At 41.3% G+C, this 22,229-nt stretch carries 22 protein-coding genes and 1 pseudogene; 15 read left to right on the top strand and 8 right to left on the bottom strand.

Annotated features, from left to right (window positions below):
• Positions 1 to 16 precede the first annotated feature (16 nt).
• From GWP43_RS03055 to GWP43_RS03040, 4 genes are all read right to left on the bottom strand, one after another.
• A complete protein-coding gene (locus GWP43_RS03055; protein WP_006189792.1) occupies positions 17 to 340 on the bottom strand; it encodes a HigA family addiction module antitoxin in 324 nt (107 codons plus the stop codon).
• Positions 315 to 596 (bottom strand): type II toxin-antitoxin system RelE/ParE family toxin, encoded by a 282-nt coding sequence (locus tag GWP43_RS03050; protein WP_162662621.1) that lies wholly within the window; start codon positions 594 to 596, stop codon positions 315 to 317. Before GWP43_RS03050 ends, GWP43_RS03055 begins: the two co-directional genes overlap by 26 nt.
• A 239-nt stretch (positions 597 to 835) precedes the next feature.
• Positions 836 to 2,059 (bottom strand): leucine-rich repeat domain-containing protein, encoded by a 1,224-nt coding sequence (locus GWP43_RS03045; protein ID WP_162662619.1) that lies wholly within the window; start codon positions 2,057 to 2,059, stop codon positions 836 to 838.
• A 520-nt stretch (positions 2,060 to 2,579) separates the two neighbouring features.
• Positions 2,580 to 3,929 carry an acetate kinase gene (locus GWP43_RS03040; RefSeq protein ID WP_162662617.1) on the bottom strand — a complete coding sequence of 450 codons (1,350 nt, stop codon included), beginning with the start codon at positions 3,927 to 3,929 and terminating at the stop codon, positions 2,580 to 2,582.
• Positions 3,930 to 4,507: 578 nt separating this feature from the next.
• On the opposite strand from GWP43_RS03040, the gene GWP43_RS03035 reads away from it, so the two are divergent.
• The 10 genes from GWP43_RS03035 to GWP43_RS02990 all read left to right on the top strand — a co-directional run bounded on the left by GWP43_RS03035 (position 4,508) and on the right by GWP43_RS02990 (position 10,033).
• Entirely contained in the window at positions 4,508 to 5,281 is a 774-nt protein-coding gene (locus GWP43_RS03035; protein WP_162662615.1) for a hypothetical protein, read from the top strand.
• Between the two features lie 158 nt (positions 5,282 to 5,439).
• On the top strand, positions 5,440 to 5,970 hold the full coding sequence (locus GWP43_RS03030) for a GyrI-like domain-containing protein (protein WP_230977997.1): 531 nt from the start codon (positions 5,440 to 5,442) through the stop codon (positions 5,968 to 5,970).
• Positions 5,971 to 6,122: 152 nt separating this feature from the next.
• Positions 6,123 to 6,320, top strand: a complete 198-nt coding sequence (locus GWP43_RS03025) for a hypothetical protein (RefSeq protein ID WP_016522332.1) — start codon at positions 6,123 to 6,125, stop codon at positions 6,318 to 6,320.
• The gene (locus GWP43_RS03020; protein WP_230977996.1) at positions 6,307 to 6,474 is read left to right on the top strand and encodes a type II toxin-antitoxin system PemK/MazF family toxin; all 168 of its coding nucleotides are present in this window, start codon (positions 6,307 to 6,309) and stop codon (positions 6,472 to 6,474) included. The genes GWP43_RS03025 and GWP43_RS03020 overlap by 14 nt, the downstream gene beginning before the upstream one ends.
• A 14-nt stretch (positions 6,475 to 6,488) precedes the next feature.
• On the top strand, positions 6,489 to 6,854 hold the full coding sequence (locus GWP43_RS03015; protein ID WP_162662613.1) for a hypothetical protein: 366 nt from the start codon (positions 6,489 to 6,491) through the stop codon (positions 6,852 to 6,854).
• Positions 6,855 to 6,943: 89 nt separating this feature from the next.
• Positions 6,944 to 7,195 (top strand): type II toxin-antitoxin system Phd/YefM family antitoxin, encoded by a 252-nt coding sequence (locus GWP43_RS03010; protein WP_162662611.1) that lies wholly within the window; start codon positions 6,944 to 6,946, stop codon positions 7,193 to 7,195.
• A complete protein-coding gene (locus GWP43_RS03005) occupies positions 7,196 to 7,492 on the top strand; it encodes a Txe/YoeB family addiction module toxin (protein ID WP_162662609.1) in 297 nt (98 codons plus the stop codon). It abuts the gene before it with no gap.
• Positions 7,493 to 7,602: 110 nt separating this feature from the next.
• Complete coding sequence (locus GWP43_RS03000) at positions 7,603 to 8,547, top strand: SNARE-associated domain-containing protein (RefSeq protein WP_162662607.1); 945 nt, start codon at positions 7,603 to 7,605, stop codon at positions 8,545 to 8,547.
• A gap of 230 nt (positions 8,548 to 8,777) precedes the next feature.
• Entirely contained in the window at positions 8,778 to 9,383 is a 606-nt protein-coding gene (locus GWP43_RS02995) for a hypothetical protein (RefSeq protein ID WP_162662605.1), read from the top strand.
• Positions 9,384 to 9,469: 86 nt separating this feature from the next.
• Positions 9,470 to 10,033, top strand: coding sequence for a hypothetical protein (locus GWP43_RS02990; RefSeq protein ID WP_162662603.1), 564 nt, complete (start codon positions 9,470 to 9,472; stop codon positions 10,031 to 10,033).
• Positions 10,034 to 10,321: 288 nt separating this feature from the next.
• On the opposite strand, the gene rny is transcribed toward GWP43_RS02990, so the two are convergent.
• The gene (rny, locus tag GWP43_RS02985; protein ID WP_203232439.1) at positions 10,322 to 11,863 is read right to left on the bottom strand and encodes a ribonuclease Y; all 1,542 of its coding nucleotides are present in this window, start codon (positions 11,861 to 11,863) and stop codon (positions 10,322 to 10,324) included.
• A gap of 277 nt (positions 11,864 to 12,140) precedes the next feature.
• Between rny and GWP43_RS02980 the strand changes: the two genes are divergently transcribed.
• A complete protein-coding gene (locus tag GWP43_RS02980; protein WP_162662601.1) occupies positions 12,141 to 13,577 on the top strand; it encodes a sodium:solute symporter family protein in 1,437 nt (478 codons plus the stop codon).
• Between the two features lie 102 nt (positions 13,578 to 13,679).
• On the opposite strand, the gene GWP43_RS02975 is transcribed toward GWP43_RS02980, so the two are convergent.
• Genes GWP43_RS02975 through GWP43_RS02965 form a run of 3 tightly spaced genes read right to left on the bottom strand, consistent with a single transcriptional unit; the run spans position 13,680 to position 16,612 of the window.
• A complete protein-coding gene (locus GWP43_RS02975; protein WP_162662599.1) occupies positions 13,680 to 14,795 on the bottom strand; it encodes an Mbeg1-like protein in 1,116 nt (371 codons plus the stop codon).
• Between the two features lie 22 nt (positions 14,796 to 14,817).
• Positions 14,818 to 15,864: a ParB/RepB/Spo0J family partition protein gene (locus GWP43_RS02970; RefSeq protein WP_230977994.1), complete on the bottom strand. Its 1,047-nt coding sequence runs from the start codon at positions 15,862 to 15,864 to the stop codon at positions 14,818 to 14,820.
• Positions 15,857 to 16,612 (bottom strand): ParA family protein, encoded by a 756-nt coding sequence (locus GWP43_RS02965; RefSeq protein ID WP_162662597.1) that lies wholly within the window; start codon positions 16,610 to 16,612, stop codon positions 15,857 to 15,859. Before GWP43_RS02965 ends, GWP43_RS02970 begins: the two co-directional genes overlap by 8 nt.
• Positions 16,613 to 16,675: 63 nt before the next feature.
• On the opposite strand from GWP43_RS02965, the gene lon reads away from it, so the two are divergent.
• From lon to GWP43_RS02945, 4 genes and pseudogenes are all read left to right on the top strand, one after another.
• Complete coding sequence (lon, locus tag GWP43_RS02960) at positions 16,676 to 19,111, top strand: endopeptidase La (RefSeq protein ID WP_230977992.1); 2,436 nt, start codon at positions 16,676 to 16,678, stop codon at positions 19,109 to 19,111.
• An 877-nt stretch (positions 19,112 to 19,988) separates the two neighbouring features.
• Positions 19,989 to 20,612 (top strand): annotated as a pseudogene (locus tag GWP43_RS02955) (integron integrase); the annotation flags it as partial.
• Positions 20,613 to 20,806: 194 nt separating this feature from the next.
• The gene (locus tag GWP43_RS02950; protein WP_162662595.1) at positions 20,807 to 21,238 is read left to right on the top strand and encodes an SUMF1/EgtB/PvdO family nonheme iron enzyme; all 432 of its coding nucleotides are present in this window, start codon (positions 20,807 to 20,809) and stop codon (positions 21,236 to 21,238) included.
• Positions 21,239 to 21,302: 64 nt separating this feature from the next.
• The gene (locus GWP43_RS02945; RefSeq protein ID WP_162662593.1) at positions 21,303 to 22,088 is read left to right on the top strand and encodes a GIY-YIG nuclease family protein; all 786 of its coding nucleotides are present in this window, start codon (positions 21,303 to 21,305) and stop codon (positions 22,086 to 22,088) included.
• Positions 22,089 to 22,229 lie beyond the last annotated feature (141 nt).

Raw genomic sequence — 22,229 nt, 5'->3', positions numbered from 1 at the left:
GCGGATGTTAGACAATTTATGCATATGCGTGCATTTTTATTGTTTCAAATTCTCGGGAGTGATTATTGTTTTCTTCTTCTAAATCATACAAATTCTGAAGATTGAGCCAGAATTCTGCTGTCGTTCCAAAGAATTTTGAAAATCTGATAGCGGTATCCGCAGTAATTGAACGCTTTCCGTGAATTATTTCGGAGATTCTTGTTTCAGGAACATTGATTTCTTTTGCCAGACGATATGCAGAAATGTTCATCGCATCTAAAAAATCTTCTTTAAGAATTTCCCCTGGATGAATATTGGGTAATTTTTCATCTTCATCAGTGATAATCTGTGATTCTAACATTTTCTGCACCTCCATTTTCAAACTTAAATATAATTCTCCATTGATCATTTATTCTGATTGAATAAAATCCGTCTAAATTCCCAACAAGTTTTTCTAAACGATTTCCCAGAGGAATCCTTAAATCTTCTACCACTTTTGCAGCTTCAATCATTCGAAGTTTTCTTCTTGCAACATTCTGAATTGTCATCGGTAACTTTTTACTTTTATTACCTTTGCATATTGCTTCTGTTTCTATATCATCAAAACTTCTTATCATACTTCTATACTAATGCTAAACAGAAGTAATTGTCAAGAAGAAACCAATATTAAAATACAAAAGTGCAGTTTGCTTTTTCTTAAATAGATGACTAAGCTCGTTGTTTAAAGAAGATAGGATGGGGCGAAGGGGATGGAAATAATTTTGCAATTTGTAATGGGTAATAATTGGCTTCTGCCGCCAACATCGATTACCCATTACCAATTATCAATTAAAGGAATTATCCATTATGCATTGAATTAAGGATTAAGCTGCGTCAGCCCTTCAAACTTTGCTTTTTTTTCGGCTTCGGTAGTGCCGGGAACAACCATACTATGGAGCGCTTTAGCTGTAGTGTAGTTGCCGTAATACGCTTGCGGTACTTTTATGCTCTTTTCGCCGAGGGCAATGCAGCTCTTGAATGCACTGACAAACTTACCGTCACCATAATTGCATTTAAGCGTAACGGAGGTAAGCACTTCACAGTCGAGAAAGCAGCCTGACATCTCCGTAACGCTTGCCGGTATTGCCGGAACCTCCGTAAGACTTGTGCAGCCCCAAAAGCAGGCTTTCATGTCCTCAACGCCTTCCGATATTGCCGGTCCCTGCGTAAGACTTGTGCATTTTTGAAAGCATTGGCTCATATCTTTAACACTTGCCGGTATTGATGCAGGAGCCTCTGTAAGACTTGTGCAGTTTTCAAAGCATTGACTCATATTTTCAACACTTGCCGGTATTGATGCCGGAGCCTTTGTAAGACTTGTACAGTTTTGAAAGCAGTAGCTCATATCCTTAACGCCTTCCGGTATTGCCGGTGCTTGCGTAAGATTTATGCATGAGGCAAAGCAACTTTTCATATCGTCAACGCCTTTCGGTATCGCAGGCGCCTTTGTAAGGCTTGTACAGTCTCGAAAGCAGCCGGTCATCTTCGTAACGCTTTCCGGCAGTACCGGCGCCTGCGTAAGGCTTGTACATGAGTCAAAGCAGCCAGTCACCTTCGTAACGCTTTCCGGCAGTACCGGCGCCTGCGTAAGGCTTGTACATGAGTCAAAGCAGCCAGTCATATCCTTAACACCTTTCGGTATTGCCGTTACTCTTACAAGGCTTTTGCAGCCGTAAAAGCAGAAGGGCATATCCATAAGAGCTGATACGCTTCCGCCTAATTTAAGTGCAACCTTTTTAGTCGGGTGGGCTTGCAGGATTGCTCCGAGCGGACTCGGTTTAGGGGAATATCCGAAATCATCCCCTTTTAAGTGCTCTGCCTCAAGACCGGTTACTTCGATTTTGTTTATCTCTGTGGTTGAAGCAGTATTTGCAAGGTATTCTGCAAGTTTGTCGTAAGCGACGGGTGTGTACTCAGGCATCGGTGTAGGCGACTCCGGTGTCTTTGTTGCATTGGGACAGGCGGTAAATAAAACCGATGCGGCAAGCATCAGCACCGCTGCCCAGCCTAAAAACAGGTTCGTCCTTCCATTTTTATCCATTAATATATCCTCCTAAAGATTTGGACGCGTTGAGCAGTACTCAGTATACACACTGCTCGACAACGAAGCGGAAATTAGAATATAATATCAAAAATCTTCTATACAAAAAGCGATTCCAATAAAAAAGAACCTTGGTTATGTAAAAAGAACTATGGTTGCAGACAAGGGGAGTGAGGGAAGAACACGGCCTGATGCGGGTACCTGTACGCAATCCTAGACGAGATATAAGGTTTATGGACATCTCTAAAAGCTCGGTTAGCTTTTTAGAGATGTCCGACGACCTCACATCAGCTGTAAGCCTTTCGTCCGGCCGAGGATAAACGCATCAGGCGAAACTTCAACTCCCGACATGCACGGATGTAGGTCAGAAACAATGGGGATGTCCCAAAAGTTGGTTAGTTTCGAAACATCTCCGACGAATTTAAAATTAAGTCTTTATACAGCAACGACTTAATTTTAAACATCGTATCTAAATCTAAGGAAGCTGTCCAAAAACTGAAATTTTTAGACAGCCCCATGTTTACCGTGCGCCCGGAATCTTTACGACGATGTTTGCAAGCTCCGGTTTTTTTTCAAGGTCTTTTTTTAAGCCTTCCGCACGAGCCTTGTTGACATAGTCGGGCGATTGGAATGAATAGGTGAACTTGGTATGCACGTCGTAGGTTCCCTTCATCAATGCATATGCGTCTTCCGTCATAACGAGCTCTTCGTCGGTGGGGATAACAAATATCTTTACCGGCGAGTCATCAGCACTGATGCAGGTTTCTGCATTGCGGGTGCGGGCAAGCGCATTCTTTTTGGGATCAATCTTGATACCGAGATGGGTTAAGCCTTCGCAGACGGCGAGCCGGGTGTCAAAGCCGAATTCTCCTACACCGGCAGTGAAGACGATTGCATCCGGTTTTTGACCAAGCGCAGCAATATAGGCGCCAAAATATTTTTGCAAGCGATATACTTCCATATTAAAGGCAAGCCGTGCCCGTTTATCGCCTTCCCCCATAGCTTCTGAAACATCGCGGCGGTCAACATATTGTCCGGTAACACCGAGTAAGCCTGATTTCTTGTTCAAGGCAGTATCCATTTCCGCCGGTGTCATGCCGGTTTTTCGCATAATATAGAAGGGAAGCGCCGGGTCGCAATCGCCGGAGCGGGTTCCCATGACTAAGCCTTCCAAGGGTGTCAGTCCCATCGAGGTATCGAAACTCTTGCCCTGCTTAACGCAGCACATCGAAGCGCCGTTCCCAATATGGGCGATGACGATATTGGTATCCTCAGGCTTTTTTCCAAGAATGACGGACGCCCGCTTTGCTGTGTATAAAAAGCTGGTACCGTGGAATCCGTAGCGGCGGGCATAGTATTTTTCATACCATTCATGCGGAATAGCATACATAAAGCTGGTCTCGGGCATCGTCTGATGCCATGCCGTGTCGATAATCGCGCAGTGCGGGACATTCGGTAAAATCTTCTGAGCAGCCTCGATACCCATGATATTGGCAGGGTTGTGGAGCGGGCCTAAATCCTGTACTTCGCGGAACGTATTGAGAATTTCGGGGGTTACGATAACCGATTTGATAAACTTATCTCCGCCATGGGTTACACGGTGCCCGACAGCCTTAATCACATTCATATCGGTGATAACACCTACGGACGAATGCGTCAACGTTTTAATGATGAGCTGAACCGCATCCGTGTGGGTTGGACAAGGACTTTCCAGCACATACTTGTCTTTTCCTCTTGCCTCGTGGGTAATCACGCTGCCGGGTTGGGTTACCCGCTCTACAACACCCGATGCGAGGACACTTTTATTGTCCCAATCATACACCTGATACTTTACCGAAGAACTGCCGCAGTTCAATGTCAAAATAATCATAAAAACTCCTATCATGAAATAATAAATGTAGAATACCGATAGATATTCTCTCTTTAAGAGAATCGCTATCATCTATGATGATTTCAGTATATAGCGAAATCGGGGGAATGTCAAAAAGGAAGATATATTCTAAGAAAGTATTGGGAACTGCTAAAAACTTCATGTTTTAGAAGTTTTCTTTAGATGTGACTTGCGATGGATATGATAAATATCTGGTCTGAGTATTTAACCTCTATGCCGAACATAATCTTATGGTGAGGTGGAGTGTAATTTCATCTTCTCGCCATCAAACATCATAGCAAGATTATCAATTTGTACTTTTGGTACCGAGCGTATTATTAATTATGTATCCTATAGATTGAATGCGATTTGTCTTTATTCTATTTAGCGAAGATAGGCCTAATCTGGCTGTTGATGATGTGTTCCGGTGGGTACTATGGAAGAAAGATTTAATTTCTTATCTTGTAACAGTTTAGATTGCGAACGAGTAGTTTTTATGATATTATGAGGAAGGGCTGAAACAATGTTATGTGGACTGCTCGCACTGGAGCACAGAAAATAAATGCGGAGTAAAAAAAATGAAAAAAGCTATCCTTTTTTTGTGTTTGATTTTGAATTTCAGCGTATTTGCCCAAAATAGACAAGGATTGGTAATTGATAATGGAGTACGATTAAGAAGATGTCCCGGTCTTAATGCTGAAATAGTGGGGAAAAAAGATAAAAATTCAATTATAAACATTTATTCATATTCAGGGTTCGGTAAATTTGTTGATGGTATTTTAGATTATTGGGCATGTATTTCAGAAAATGAAAATGTTTGGATAAATGCATATTGGATTACAGAATTAGATTTTAAAGTAAAATACCACCATCCGTTAGACGGAGAAGTGTATCTGACATTATTCTCATATAACCGGTCAGATGATAGTTTTAAATGCGTGTATCAGAAAGAGTTTGGTAATAGAAAAGAAATAACAATCAAACGGGCAGACAGTTATTCGTATACTTTGGAGTATGCAAGAATCAATATGCTTATAAAAAGATTTGATTCTATAATAACAGAATACGAAAAGTATAATGGTCAGATATATTTTAATCATAGAGAATTTGAGATTGATACAAGGTACTTTGAACTTCTATATGGTATAAAAGTCGGAATGAAGAAAGAAGCTCTTTTTAAAATTTTAGGGAATGACCTTTACGTTAATTCTGACGGACGTTACCGCTGTTCTGTTGACTATCACGATAATGGAATAGATATGTTCTTTATTTTTGATAAGAACGATTGTATTAGTAAAATTATTTACGAAAATCCTTATGGCGGATATATAAGATATGAGGATTTGCTGTAATGTATATTCCATTGATCTATATTATTTGACGGATACAGTATGTCCATTTTGAAACATCACATAACAAAACTTCAAAACGGATTTTGCGGTCAAGCCGCAAAACCGTTTAAGTAGTTGTTATGTGGACTGCCCTTCGGGCAGCTATTATGGAGAAAAGAATGGCATTTGATTTCAAGAAAGAATACCGGGAATTTTATCTTCCCAAAAATAAACCAGAAATTGTAACAGTTCCAAAAATGAATTATATTGCAGTTAGGGGAAAAGGAAATCCAAATGAAGCAGGCGGCGCTTATCAGCGGGTAGTTGGAGTATTATATGCGGTAGCGTATACTCTAAAAATGAGTTACAAGACTGATTATAAAATTAACGAATTTTTTGAATATGTTGTTCCTCCGTTGGAAGGTTTTTGGTGGCAGACCGGGATAGACGGCGTAGACTATTCAGACAAATCAAGCTTCAATTGGATTTCGGTAATTCGTATTCCAGATTTTGTTACAAAAAAAGATTTTGATTGGGCTGTAAAGACTGCTGCTGAAAAGAAAAAAATCGATTGCTCCTCTGCGGAATTTCTATCGATTGAAGAAGGCTTGTGCGTTCAGATAATGCATAACGGTTCTTATGACGATGAACCGACAAGCGTAAAAATTATGGATGATTTCATTCGATCAATGGATATGAAAACGATATGACGGAAAAACGGTTGCATCATGAAATTTATCTTTCAGACCCCAGAAAAAGTTCTCCTAAAAAATGGAAAACGGTCATTAGGCATCCGATAAAAAAAGCATAATTTTGTGAAAAATTGTTTGAAATATGGTATAATGAAAGTTGGAGGTGCGATATGTCAGATACCGCTTACGCAGATTTTACGGAACAAGTGCTTTCTCTTTCCTATGAACAGACAATTATTTTAATGGGGAAAATGCTCGAGTCTTTGAAAACAAAACGGAATGAAGAAAATTATACCGAAATGGAAAATGATATTGCCCGAAGTTCAATGAACACTATGTGGGAGGAATTAAAAAATGACACATGGTGAGATATGGACAATTGATTTTGGGCAGCCGGTAGGCAGCTTGCCGTCAAAAATACGTCCTGCCGTCGTAATGCAAAATGATTTGCTCGGAATAAAAGATCTGAATACAGTTGTGGTAATTCCTTGTTATGTGTACAATGCCAGTGGCGGCGTTTGATTATCTATTGAATTATGGAAAAAAAGAATAAAATTGTTTTATCAGTAATTGTATTTTTTATTGCCTCATTGTGTATCTTTTATATATCAAATAAAAAAACTAAATTTGATAAAAATAAATGGGATAAAGTAAGTCATAGATTTGAAATGTCTGATGATTTAATTCAAATATTAGAAAAGAAAAGGCTAAATAAGGAAAAAGTTTTAGAGTTACTTGGAACTACAGCCGTTGAAATGGAATACACTCAAGATAATGAATTGTCATATTTCTTAAAGCAAGGATCTATTTTTACCCTTGGAATGCCTTTTACCTATTTATCAATTAAATTCGATGATAGTGGAAATTATATTTCATCAAAGATATATTCCTTTGAATTTTAATGAAACTTCGGTTTTTAACATTAAAGAATAGACAAAAAGTATATTGACGTACGTAATAGTGTACATTATACTAATGATAGAGGTCTTATATGCATGCGATGAACGTAACTCAAGCGAGGGCAAAGCTTTTTCAGCTTATTGCAAATGTAAATTTCAATTCAGAACCAATTACTCTTACAAATAGTAAAGGAAAAAATGCTGTATTAATTGGCGAAGATGATTGGAATGCGATTCAGGAGACTTTATATTTAAACTCGATTCCAGGAATGTATGATTCTCTTAAAAGTGGAATTGAAACTCCATTAAGCGAATGTGTTTCAGAGAAAGATGTAGAGTGGTAAATGTATAAAATTGTATATGAAAAACAAGCTATAAAGGATATACAGAATTTGAAATCAGCAAAACTGGATAGTAAAGCCAAAGAACTGATAGAAATTGTTAGAAAATATCCTTTTCAAAATCCACCACCATATGAAGCTTTGGTAGGAAATCTGTCAGGTCTTTTTTCCAGAAGATTAAATATTCAGCATAGATTTGTCTATCAAGTTTATGTTGGAAAAATGGTAGAAGATAGTATTGAATATGAGGGCACAGTAAAAATTATTAGAATGTGGTCACACTATGAGAATTTGAAATAACACATAACACCGTTTTCAAAGCTGACATTGCGGACAAGCCGCAAATGCAGGTTAAGCAAATGTTATGCTCACACGCTATAGGCGTGGTTTTCAGAAAAAGGGGGAATAGGATGGTTTTTCCAGGTTTAAAAAAATTGGGCAAAGAATTTGGATTCAAAAATAACGGAACATATTTTTATGGATTTATAAATAATACATATGTTATGTTTGCAGATGGGGCGAATCAGAAAAATGTGAATTTCATATTTCCAATTGAATTAAATGAAGATGATAAAAAGAAAATTTTATCTTGGAAAAGGAAAGGATATGCAAAAAGTATAGATTTTTTTGACGATCAGTCTTTTGATGTTCATATTGTATTTACAGAATATTTTTTACCTTTCAAAATTTCAAAAATAAAAGAAGTAATCGATGACATAACTGGGTATATTAAACAAAAATACCCACAAGAAAAATCAAAATGCAGTGGAGATAACTGTACAGCAACAGATGGACTTAATATATTTGATGTTGATGGTATTCCGGTTCCAATGTGTTCTTCTTGTACAAAAAGATTAGAAACTAAAATTAACAATGCGTATGAAGATTTTAGGCTCCAACCAAATAATTATCTTCAAGGTTCAATAGCAGCAATAGTTTTTTCTATTCCTGGAATATTAGTAACATTCATTTTATTTTTGTTAGGTAGAATCGCAGGTGCGTCAGGTTTAATATATTTTTATCTTTCACAAAAAGGCTATGTTTGGGCAAAAGGCAAAATGAACAAGATGGGTGTACTTATAATTTCTTTAATAAGTTTGGTATATACGGCTGTTGGAGTATATTTAAGTTATATTGCTGTTATTATAAAAGAAGTATTAAAGCTTCCAGAAATAAAAGGGTATCCAATATTTGAAATTGTAAAGCTTTCTTTTGAATCAGTAAGAGAACCTGAAGTCAAAAGAGAATTACTTACAAATATATATTTATCGTTGTTTTTGTGTGGTATTTGTATTTTACTAAATATGATTCAGTTATTAAAATCAACTGGCAAGGTAAAAATAAAAAAAGCATAACAAGGTTTTCAAAGCCGATAAAACCTTTGTCACAAAAGTTGCTTTCCGCAGCTTTGCGCCGCTTCAACCTGACATTACAGACAGACCGCAAGTGCAGATTAAGCGAATGTTATACGCACTGTGCTGAAAGTTAAGGGGTAAAAATGTATTATTTTATTAAAGATCATAATTTGTTATCCTCAATAAATTACCTATTGATTTCGTTTGTTTTAATATGTGTTGGATTATGTGTGACAATATTGTGCAATAAAGTGAGTAAAAAGAATTTAGATGCAAGAAAAAAATCTAATATTCAAAAGACTGATGAATTCACGCACGAAAATATTGAAATTTATGAAATGCTTTTAAATAATTTATGGAAAAATAAGAAAAGAGAATATTTTAGTTATAAAGTCTCTATATATTTAATTGTAATTTATGTTATTCTTAATATAATTTCTTTTATTTTAAAGGGTCAATTATTTAGCAACAAAGCAATTTGCATCCTATATAATCTTTATTGGATGATTTTGCTGATTCTACTAATTAATACATATAATTTCATTATCGATAAAAAAGAATGGAAATTTTTACAAACAAAAAGTTCGATAACTTTTACAGATAAATATGTTCTCGAAAATAATGAAAAAATAAAATTAGTAGTATATTCTAATGAAGATGAATCTTGGCAATTTTTATCTGGCAGACAATTGAATACTGAAGATGCTAGAGTTGTGGCATTAGAAGAAATAATTATTAAATATCCATTGTATGAAGTAATGTATATATTGCCAAAAGGCTATGTTGCTTCAAAAGCAAAAAATAAATGGATTATTACTAAAGAACAAAACGTCTAACACCGTTTCCAAAGCCGATATTGTACTTTCATGCAATGCGGTTTAAAATAATGTTAGGTTGACACTTACGGCGCGGAGGAGAAAAAATGAGAAAATTTTTTTTATTATTAGTATTGGTAGTTATCGGAAACTATGGTTTTTCCAATGAGTATGAACCTGAAAAAATGCTTACGGAAGTGAATGATGATGTTGCAATGTATTTGGGAGGCGTGGTTGCAAAAGGAACAGGGGTAACAGCATTGCAAACCAATATCGTACCTCAAGGAAAAGCTGATATTGTAATAACATCTGCGGCAGGAAAAAAATTTGAAATAACAGGAATGAAATGCACTTCTATGGTACAAGCCTTGGATGCGAGTAATAATGAAGTAGCTTATATGGTTACATTATTTACCGTAAAAGAATCTTCACTCAACAAACTGAATAAACAAGTTAAGAAGAATCAAGTAAAGTTCTCCACCTTGCTTAATACACTTGGCGAAAAGGATTTAGATTCAGAAATGGCAGGAACTGCAGAAGAACCGGATACGAATACTTTTGCTAAACTTAGAAATTTGCAGGTATATGATATCTTTGTGAAAACATTAGAAAGCAAAGAGATACATCTTCAAATTTATGTAGAAAATTTCCACGACGCTAAGGATTTGTAATTATTTGAAGCAAAAAATAGGCGCTCAAGCACAATTTGCGGGGTATATAATCCGAACAACTCTGACATCACTTTTTATATTTCGTTGAAAAATACTTCCAATCGAGCTTAAACTACAAAATAATTAATTTTATTATTGTTATTATTGGTCATATAGTTATTACGGGTTTTATGATTAAACTTTATATAGAACTTATGTAGTAAATAAAAAAGCCGCCCTATTAAGGACGGCTTTTTACTACTCATTACCAATTACCGGTAAATGGAATTGCTTTACCGAACATTTCCGCTATCGTGCGTATTCGATAATACGTGTTTCGCGGATGAGCGTTACCCGAATACGGCCAGGATACTTCAAATCGTTTTCAATCTTTTTCGCAATATCCCTGCCCAAGGCCTTTACTTCTTGATCGGGTATCTTTTCATTGTTTACCAATACCCGCAGCTCACGGCCTGCTTGGATTGCATACGCTTTCTCAACGCCTTGGAACCCTTCTGCAATTGCTTCAAGGTTTTCAAGCCGTCTGACGTAATTGTCCATCGTTTCGCGGCGGGCGCCCGGCCGTGCGGCGGAAATAGCATCGGCAATCTGTACCAGTACGGATTCCACACAGGACGGCTCAATATCATTATGGTGCGAACCGACCGCATTGACGATACGCGGATCGAGGCTCATCTTCCGCGTCATCTCCATACCGACTTCGGCATGGTTCTTGTCGGAATCCGCTTCGGCACCCTTACCGATATCATGCAGTAAACCGCCGCGTTTTGCGATTTCCACATTCGCGCCGATTTCTGCGGCAAGCGTACCTGCCAAAATAGCAACCTCTTTGGAATGCTGCAATACGTTCTGTCCGTAGCTCGTTCTAAAATGCAGGCGGCCGAGCGCACGCACCATTTCCTGTCCCATATCGTGAATACCGAGGTCAAAGAGCACTTTTTCCCCTTCTTCATACACGGTTTGCGAAATTTCGCGCGTAACCTTCTGTACGATTTCTTCAATTCGCGCAGGGTGAATCCGGCCATCTAGGATAAGCCGCTCCAATGCGATACGGGCAATTTCTTTCCGCACCGGATCAAAACAGGAAATAACCACCGCCTCGGGCGTATCATCGATAATAATATCGACACCGGTCAAGGTTTCCAGCGCACGTATATTGCGCCCCTCACGCCCGATAATCCGCCCCTTCATTTCATCACTCGGCAAGCTCACCGTAGAAACGGTTATATCGCTTGTTGTCTCCGTAGTCAGCCGCTGAATGGTTGTAACCAAGATATCACGCGCTTTTTTTTCAGCGGTAAGGTTCGCTTCTTCTTCTATTCTATTGATAAGAACCTGCGCATCCTTCTTCGCCTCATTTGCAAGGCTCTGGATAATTAAATCCTTGGCCTGCGCCTGTGTTAAACCGGAAATCCGCTCCAGCTCTTCCTTATACCGTTCTTCCTCCCCATCCAAGACTTTTTCACGTTCGTCAAGCGCATCCTCCCGCTCAACGAGTTGCTTTTCATTTTTTTCTGCCAATTCCAGCCGTTTATCCAGCTGCTCTTCTTTTTGGGTTAAGCGGCGTTCCATCCGTTGAAGGTCGCTTCTCCGTTCGCGGTTCTCTCGTTCTTGTTGATTTCTTTCCCGAATAAGTTGTTCTTTTGCCTCAAGAAGGATATCCTTCTTTTGAGCTTCAGCCTCTTTTATAGCCTCCTGTAAAACCCGCTCTGCACGCTGTTCAGAAGCAGATAGTTGAAATCTGGCATACAGCCAGCGAATCGTCCATCCAAGAATTAAACCGATAATTACGAGAGCAATACACACGATCACCATCATGATTCCAGACATGTTTGCTCCTTATAACAGTAGATAACTGTCATCTTAAACTTTATACTGAATACCTCAAAATGTCAATAATTTTCTTGTTTAGTGATAACTAATAAGTAATTGATACGTTAAGAGGCTGAAGAGGTACCCTGTTCAGAAACGGAAGTTTCCGGGCAGGTTTAATATGTAAAACCTCGAATATCAATGTAGCGGATTATAAAAAACTATAGTAGTATATATTTATGACGTTTTAAGAATGTGAGTTAACTTGCCGAGACGTCTGTAAATAGGAGGAATCATGAATACGATGGTATTGGTCATTGTCGTCGCATATCTTTTATTGATGCTTTTTATCGGCTGGATATCTTCAAAAAAGATTAAAACGAATGAAGATTTTATGGTAGCCGGAAGGCGGCTGGGGCCGATTTTAATGGCGGGAACATTAACCGCGACGGAAATCGGAGGAGGAAGCTCGCTCGGTGTGGCTGAGAAGTCCTTCACCAACTGGGGATTGAGCGCATTTTGGTATGTTGCAACGATGGGTATTGCGTATATCGTGCTTGCCGTATTCGCACCCCGTCTGCGCCGGACAATGGTTAAAACCGTACCCGAATACTTTAGACGCCGCTACAGCGGTTCGGCAGGACTCATTACCGCAATTATTATGATTTTACCATTGATCGGTTTGACGGCCTCTCAGTTTATCGCTTCGGCCACAATCGTTTCTTTTATGCTGAATATCAATTATCCCGTAGCGGTCATCATTGTTGCCATTGTCGTTACCGCGTATTCGATTATGGGAGGTTTATGGAGCGTTACCATTACCGACTTTGTGCAGGTGTTCTTGATTATCATCGGTATGGCACTTGCACTGCCGTTCTCTCTCAATCTTGCAGGCGGTATGCAAGCAGTTGCGGCAAATGTTCCGCCCGACACATTCAATCCGTTTAAGGGAATCGGTATCGGCGCGATTATTTCGATGATCGTTATGTATATTGCATCGTTTTCGGTGGGGCAAGAAGCGGTTTCTCGCTATTATGCCGCCCGTGATGAAAAAGCTGCCGTACAGGGCTCAATCATTTCCGCAATACTGAACTTTGTATATGCCTTCATTCCGACGCTTCTCGGTATCATTACGTTGGCGCTTATCAATATGAAAAAAATAGACGGAGATATCATACTGAGCCAAGGACTGAAATACGCGCTGCCGCATTTGGCGATGGCAACAATGCCTGCATTGATTGTCGGACTTCTCTTTTCCGGTATTATTTCTGCAACGATGTCGAGTGCCGACTCTGACTTACTGGGCGCCGGTTCCATATTCGGAAACGATATTTACAAAATTTACATCAAACCGAATGCGACAAACAAAGAAGTTATGCGCGTTACGCAAATCACTATGCTGATAGTCGGCATATTCGGTATGCTCATTGCACTGTTTAACACCGGCAGCATCATTAAACTGCTGCTATTCTCGTTTACACTGCGGGCGGCAGGCGCTTTTTTCCCGTATGTTATGGGACACTATTGGAAGCAGGCGTCAAACATCGGCGCTATCGCCTCGCTCATTGCCGGAAGTATTGTCGTCATCATCCTGGAGCAAACAAAGACCTCACTTTTCGGCCTTGACCCCATCATTCCGGGATTGGCACTCAGCTTTATCTGCTTTATTATCTGCAGTAAGATATTCAAACCGAATACTGAAAGCCTTGATTTAGCGGAAGAAAACGGCTAGGACATCCGAAAAAACTCGGTTAGATTTGCTTTGCATCCTTCAGGATAGAAGATGTCGCATCAGCAAAGCATCGGGGTATTAACCCCTCGCACGAATAAAGGCTTACGGATAGGGAAAATGCGTATAAACCGCCCCGAAGAATGCTTTAATAACGGCAAACAGCTCTCTCCGCCGCTCGGAATCTACCGTATGCAGCTCTTTTAAAATATGCAGCGAATGACCCAGTCCATTAGCCGTTAATTCACTGAGCGTTTCCGCACCGGTGCCGAATAGAACGGCAAACAACGTTTCGATAAATTCTTTCCGCTCGGTATCGTTAAGATGAGAAAGCCATTCTTGCATGGTTTTTTCCGCAAAATAGCTTTCCTTTGTCCGCCCTTGCTGATAGGTTACAAACTCATCCCGTTTAATTTGCCAAGAAAATGCATCATGCTGCCAAAAAGTGTTGGTTTCGGCGCTTTCAATAACGGTATAATGCGGCAGATAGGATAACAGCACACCGACAACGGACGACTGCGGAATAAAAGAGGCGGTTTTAGGGATAATCGCTTGAAATCCGCTCCGCTGTTCAATATCAAAGGCAAAGCCGGGGCTGTCAAAACAGAACACCCGCTCAATCCGCTCCCGTACCGAAGCGGCGGCACTCCCGGCCGCATAGAGCGCAAGGTTTCCGCCCTTGGAATGCCCCGCAATGTAAAGCTTTTCGGTACCGCACACAACGGCAGCTTCCGCAGCCGCCGAAAGATAATCCGCTGCTGCAGCGTGAGAGGGAATGGGGGCGGAAAGGCTCAAAAGGCAGTCTTCTTTCCATCCGATTATACTATCGTCCGTACCCCGATAGACAACACAGATGCACCCCGTTGGAAGCAGGGCGGTAATCGCTGCAAACTGCTTATCCGCACTGCGGTCAATCTCATTCACAAAGCCTTTTAAAAGAATGGAGCCGAAGCGCTCCGTTTCCCCAGCGGCTTTAAGTAAATCGGCGGTGAGCGGGTTGATTAACACACCGAACTCTTCGGGAGTTCCGCGCGTAGAATCTGCGGCATAGATACGGGCAGCTTCCCGCAGCGTAATACCGCCGTCAAATTGGGCTGGGACAATATCGGAAAAGTTAAGGTAAGAAAGTTGACACAGAACCAGCGTATCTACCGCATTGAACGGGCGCACTTCAAAGGGAAGATCGCCCCGCCAAACTACATAATCGGAAAGGTTTGCCATCGGATGTTATGTTCCTGCAATATTATTTTGCAGCAATTTTATTATATAGCGCATCAAGATCCGCCTGCGAAAAGTATGAAATATGCACGATGCCTTTTTCAAGGTCGCCTTTAATTTCCACCTTTGTGCCCAGCGCATCGATAAATTGCTGCTCAATATCTTTGACTGCAAGCTGCGCATCGTCCGCTTCCAGCCGACTTACCGGCTGCGGTGCCGTGTTTTTCTGTCCGGCGCGGCTGCCGTTTTTCAACTGAGCTGCCTGCATTTCCGCTTCACGCACCGAAAGCGACTGCTCCGTAATGCGGGTAAACAGCAGCGTTTGATCCGCCGGATTGATAAGAGAGAGAATTGCCCGTGCATGACCTGCGGTGATGGAGCCTTTTTCCAGCGCTGTCTGCATTTCGTCGGGCAGCTGTAAAAGCCGCATCGCATTGGCAACAGCCGATCGGCTCTTCCCTACCCGCTTGGCGGTCTCCTCCTGATTGAGGTTGGACAGCTGCATAATCTCCTGATATGCCTTCGCCTCTTCAATCGGATTGAGGTTTTCCCGCTGGATATTTTCGATAAGCGCAATTTCAAGCTTTTTGCTATTTTCAAATTCACGGAAGATAACCGGAACCCGTGTAAGCCCCGCTAAAAGCGCCGCCCTCGTTCTCCGCTCTCCCGCAATAATATAGTATTCATCGCCGTTTTTTTCCGCGATAATCGGCTGAATAATCCCGTGTTCTTTGATGGAAGCGGCAAGCTCCTGCAAACTCTCTTCGTTAAAGGTGCGACGGGGCTGAAACGGATTGGGTTTTAATAGCGCGGGGTCAAGCTCAACCGGAGCAGAAACCGCAGTATGGTCTTGCGTATCGGACAGCTGCACCACTCCCGTTTGTCCGTTGTTCGTTTGTTTATTGTTCGAGTGTCTCTCAAACGGCTGGCCATCGTTTGATTGCCCTGCGCCGGACTGTCCGGTACTTGGTTGTACATCCGAAGATTGTGCAGCAGCATCGTTTGAATACAAATCCGTAATGTCGGGAGAAAGTAAGGAGTCGAGTCCTTTACCTAATGCAGCTTTAGGCACGGTCAAGCACCTCCTGAGCGAGTTTTGCATAGCTGCGGGCGCCGATACAGGAATCGTCATACTTGCAGATGGGAAGCCCGTGGGAGGGCGCTTCGGAGAGGCGGACGTTACGCGGAATAATCGTGCTGCATACGCGGTCTTTAAAATAGGCGGTAACCTGCTGCACAACTTCCTGCGCGAGCTTTGTACGGGAATCGTACATCGTGAAAAAGATACCGCCGATTTTAAGGCGGGGATTGATTTTTTCCTGTACTCTTTTAACGGTTTGCAAAAGGAGCGTTAAGCCCTCAAGCGCAAAATACTCACACTGCAGCGGAATAAATACCTCATCCGCAGCGGCGAGTCCGTTCAGCGTTAAAATCCCCAATGACGGAGGGCAATCAATTAAAATATATTCGTATTCTTCTTTAAGGAGCGCGAGATTGTCACGGAGAAAAAATTCTCGAGATTGCTGATCAACCAGTTCGATGGTCGCACCCGATAAATTGATATCGGCAGGGATTGCATACAAGTCCTTAACCGCCGTCGGTCTGACCGTTTTTTGGATAGGAATTTTTCCGGCAATTGCATCATAAATACTCGGCTGCTTTTTGGAAATACCGACGCCCGACGACATATTTCCCTGCGGATCAAAGTCCACAAGCAGCGTTTTCTTCCCTGCCTGTGCAAAGTATGCGCCGATATTGACGGCTGAAGTGGTCTTCCCTACCCCGCCTTTTTGATTAACAAAAACGATACTTTTCCCCATGAGGGTCAGTATACCGCATTTTCTAAAGAGATAAAAGGCCATTTATTGACTTTTCGCTGAATAATGACGATATTTAAAGCTATGAATTCAGATACTTCAAAGACTTTAGATACGCCGAACGCGGCAGATACGTCAACTCAACAAGACGCAAAGGCGGTTATTCCAATCGAAGAACTTTTGCCTAAAAAAATCAATCTTATTCCGCTGAACGGCCGGCCTATTTATCCGGGGATTTTTACCCCGCTTTTGATAAACGACGCCGATGATATCCGCTCTGTCGAAGAAGCGTACGGCAGTACCGGTTTTATCGGGCTCTCGCTGTTAAAAAACGAGACGGAAGATCCGGGTGCCTCTGATGTATACCAAATCGGAGCTGCGGCGAGGATTATCAAAAAAATCAACCTGCCTGACGGCGGGATCAATATTCTTATTTCAACCTTAAAGCGGTTCAAAATCCGCAAAGTTGTCAACGAGAAAAAACCGATTGTCGTAGCGGTTCAGTACCTCGAAGATGAGGAAGAGAATACGGTTGAGGTAAAGGCGATGCTCCGCGGGCTTATCGGAGAGATGAAAGAACTTTCCGAAAATAACCCGCTTTTTACGGAAGAGATGCGGCTCAACATCGTCAACATCGACCATCCGGGAAAGATTGCGGACTTTACTGCCAGCATTTTAAACATCCCGAAAGAGGATCAGCAAAAAATACTGGAAACGATCAACGTCCGCGAACGGATGGAAAAGGTCTTTGTGCATATCAAAAAAGAAAAGGAATTGCTGGATGTCCAGCGGAAGATTCAAGCCGATCTGAATACGCGGATTGAAAAAAATCAGCGCGAATACTTTCTGCATGAAGAACTCAAAAGCATCAAAAAAGAGCTGGGCTTGAGCTCCGATCCGAAGGATGCCGATGAAGAGAAATTCCGCAAGCTGATCGACTCTTTCCATTTTGAAGGTGAAGTAAAAGAGACGATAGAAGCTGAGTTTGAAAAATTCAAGTTCCTCGAGCCGAATTCACCTGAATACATTGTCGGACGGAATTATCTTGAAACCGCGCTGACACTCCCGTGGAATCCTCCCGAACCGGAAGCGTATAATATAGAAGAAGCGAAAAAAGTTTTGGACGCGGATCATTACGGGCTGGAGGATGTAAAGAAGCGGATTATCGAATACCTTGCGGTACGGAAGCTGAAAAACGATACGAAGGGCTCGATTGTTTTATTGGTAGGGCAGCCCGGTGTCGGTAAAACGAGTGTCGGCAAGTCAATTGCCCGTGCAATGAATAAACCGTTTTTCCGATTCTCGGTGGGCGGTATGCGGGATGAGGCTGAAATTAAAGGTCACCGCAGAACGTATATCGGCGCGATGCCCGGCAAGATTTTGCAGGGATTAAAAATCGTGAAAACAAAGGCGCCGGTCTTTATGATTGACGAGATCGATAAGATGGGGCAAAGCTATCAGGGCGACCCTTCCAGCGCTTTGCTTGAAGTGCTCGACCCCGAACAGAATGTTTCATTCCGCGATCACTACCTCGATCTGCCGTTTGACCTATCGCATATCGTGTTTATTCTGACGGCGAACACACTTGACGGTATTCCGCGCCCGCTGCTCGACCGCGCCGAAGTTATTCAACTCGCAGGCTATATCGATTCGGAAAAGGTAGAAATCGCAAAGAACTACCTGTTGCCGAAAAGCCTTGAGAAAAACGGCTTAAAGAAAGCGCAGGTGAAATATTCCAAGCAGATACTGCTGCATATTGCGAACGGCTATGCGCGGGAGGCGGGGGTACGCAACTTTGAAAAGAACCTCGATAAGCTCCACCGGAAGATCGCCGTTGAGCTGGTTACCGGCGAGCGCGGCGAAAAAGATGTGTTTGCGCCGGATACCGCCGAAATCGAAAAGATGCTCGGCAAACCTATCTTCCGCGACGACGATATCAAATACGCGAAAGTCCCCGGTACGGCGATCGGGCTTGCATGGACGAGCATGGGCGGCGATACCCTGTTGATAGAAGCCTTATCGAATAAGGGCAAGGGGCAATTCCGCCTGACCGGTCAGATGGGCAATGTGATGAAGGAGTCCGCATCGATTGCATGGACATGGGTGCGCCACTTTGCCGACGCACATGGCATTGCAAGCGTTAAGTGGTTTGAAAACCACGTTATCCACCTGCACATTCCGGAAGGCGCAACTCCCAAAGACGGCCCCTCCGCCGGCATCACGATGACCGTTGCGCTGCTTTCGCTGTTGTCCGGTAAAGTCATTAAACCGAAACTCGCCATGACCGGCGAACTCTCACTGACCGGTCAGGTACTCCCGATCGGCGGCTTAAAAGAAAAAACCATCGCCGCCCGCCGCAACGGCATCAAAGAGATTATCATCCCCGCCGCAAATATCCGCGACCTCGAAAAAATTCCCGAGCATGTAAAGAAAGGCATTCAGTTCCATCCTGTTACGAGGATGGAGGAGGTTATACAGAAGGCCTTCCCTCATACCTTTTGAAATAGACGGCACATCTACTTCGTTGCTGCGCACAAATTAATCCTCAACGTATCAAAGATACGCCTGCGGTTAATTTGTGCTCGCGCCTCGTATCTGCGCCGTCTATTTTCAAAAGGCTTACGGAAGGGGCATCTACTGCGTTACTGCGCAAAAATAAATGCTCAACGTAGCAGAGCCGCCACGGATGGCGGGGGAGTAAATCAGTAACGAGTTTAGACGTAAGGCTAAACTCGTAGCCACAGAATGTACAGGACGTACATTCTGTGGCGTGTCTCCGCTTTATTTTTGCTCGCGCCTCGTAATTTCAAAGCGGACAGGGATGGCCGTGGTTATAAGCAGTAGCGAGATTTGTGTTGTACACAAATCTCGTCGTTAAGCAGTTGTACACGGATGTACAACTGCTTAACAGTCTATTTCAAAAGGCTTACGGAAGGGGCATCTACTGCGTTACTGCGCAAAAATAAATGCTCAACGTATCAAAGATACGCCTGCGGTTAATTTGTGCTCGTGCCTCGTATCTGCGCCGTCTATTTCAAAAGGCTTACGGAAAAGTTATAACCGAGTGCGGCTTCTGAAAATGCTCAACGTATCAGAACTGCCAAGGAGGGCAGTGGTTCCAAGCGGAAGTAAGTTTGCTCCTGCAAACTTGTAGCCCAAAAATGAACAAGGATGTTCATTTTTGGGCGGGGATGTACAACTGCTTAACAGTCTATTTCAAAAGGCTTACGGCAGGGGTGCATCTACTTCGTGATGCACAAAAATAAATATTAAACGCTATCAGTACGTTTTAAAGCAGGTAGAGAAGATTTTTCTAAAATCTTGCAAGCGATAAAAAAAGTACCCAACAGAGCTTGGATTCCGGCTCAATGCTTTTGGACTATTCCTGCTGTTGCCTGAAAACGATTATGGTCTTTTTATTCGCTTACTTTATGGAACGGGAATGAGGTTGATGGAAGGCTTGCGGTTACGGGTACAGGATATTGATTTTGATAAAAATGAAATTACGGTACACTGCGGAAAGGGAGCAAAAGACCGTAAAACTATGCTGCCGGTATCTTTGAAATTTCCGCTGCAAAAACATTTGGAAAATGTCCGCCGCATCCATGAGGCAGACTGCAAAGACGGTTTCGGTTTAGTGCCGTTGCCGTCTGCCCTTGCAAAAAAATATCCTAATGCCGGTAAAACGTGGGCATGGCAGTGGGTGTTTCCCCAAGCACGCCGATGGCAAAATAAAGAAACCGGTGAGCAGGGACGGCATCATATTGATCCTTCGGTTATTCAGCGCACTCTGCACGAAGCTGTTTTACAGTCGGGTATTCCGAAGCCAATCGGCTGCCACACGTTCCGCCACTCATTTGCAACGCATCTACTGGAATCCGGTTACGATATCCGCACCATCCAAGAACTTCTCGGTCACAGCGATGTTTCAACCACTATGGTTTACACCCACGTCCTCAACCGCGGCGGTCTCGGCGTTCAAAGCCCTGTCGACCGAATGTGATTTGTCTTTATATCATTTAGTGAAGATAGGCCTAATCTGGCTGTTGATGATGTGTTCCGGGTAATACTATGGAAGAAAGATTTAATTTCTTATCTTGTAACAGTTTAGATTGCGAACGAGTAGTTTTTATGATATTATGAGGAAGGGCTGAAACAATGTTAGGTGGACTGTGCACTGAGTTATGGAGGAAAAAAATGGAGTATGTTATACCCACAAAGGAACAAGAGAAAACTCTTTATGTTGTAGAGGATTTTCCTTTAGAAGATTCGTTAAAACCTGTATTTAATTATAGGTTTTTTTATGCAATTGCATATTGTAATGATTTAAGTATAAAAGAAGGTCTCACACCTTGTTATTATTTGAATGAAAAACCTATAAATCTGTATAATAACTATAATACAGATGCGAAAGGCTTTGTTTTAGATAAGAATGCAAATGGTTATCGACTTCCAACATTAAAAGAATATAGAAAGGCATCTCCAAATAATCCTTGTTGGGCTTGGGGTAAAAATGAAATATCTCAACGGCCAATAATTCATTACAAAAATGGAGAAGAATTAATATATTGGACTTCGGCTGATAATCATAGTGAAAGAGTTACTTTTTATATGGTAAAAAATAAATGACTAAATTAAGCAGTTTTTAATATAAAGAGAGTAAGAGTACTTTAGCAATAAATAGGAGAATGATATGAATATAGGTAGGTTAATTCCTTTTTTGCAAGAAAAATGTAAAGAAATAAAAACTCATTGTGCAACTGGAAGTGATGATATATTTGAGCCAAAGTATGCATTCCTTGAAGGAAATTTTAAAAATTGGCAAGAGAATCAAAGTCAAAAAAACTTTGGGAGAAAATATATATTGTCACTAATTTATTGGAATAAAGATGAATGGCTTTTTGCTGGTATTTATGAAAGTGTTTCTGTAAGTGAAGAAAATAGTAAATATAAATATGAAACCTGTTTGCTAAATGTAGCGAATGAGTTCATTGGTAAACTGATTATTAATTTTAAGAAAGATTTTAGAGCTTCATATTTACGATTAGAAAAGTATATAGAAAATATGAATGTTTTGGAAATTAAGAGAGAATCTATAAAAATTGATTTTCCAGGTTATGACAAAGTAAATGTAAGCTGGAATGAACTTTCAAACTTAATTAAAATAGATTCATGGAAAACTGCGTTGGAAAATCAGAAAGGCGTATACTTAATAACAGATATAAATTCTGGAAAAATGTATGTAGGTTCAGCCTATGGAGAAAATATGATTCTTGGAAGATGGGAAAATTATATAGCAAATGGACATGGAGGAAATAAGGAACTAAAAAAAATAGAGTTTGAATATATAAAGAAAAATTTTAGATATTCAATTTTAGAAATTTTTAAATCAACCATTGATGATAAAATCATATTAGCAAGAGAAACGTGGTGGAAAGAAACTCTTCTAACAAGAAAATTCGGGTATAACGTTAATTAATAACACCTAACACCGTTTTCAAAGCCGACAAGTTGCTGTTGCAACTTGCGGTTTAAAACAATGTTAGATTGACCTGCCTAGAGGCAGGCGGGCGCGGAACAAATCGAAACAGTCCTTCGACCGAAAAATAAAACTCACAAT

The organism is Treponema vincentii (assembly GCF_010365865.1).
Lineage (GTDB): Bacteria > Spirochaetota > Spirochaetia > Treponematales > Treponemataceae > Treponema.
This window is presented reverse-complemented; position numbering and strand designations above follow the sequence as displayed.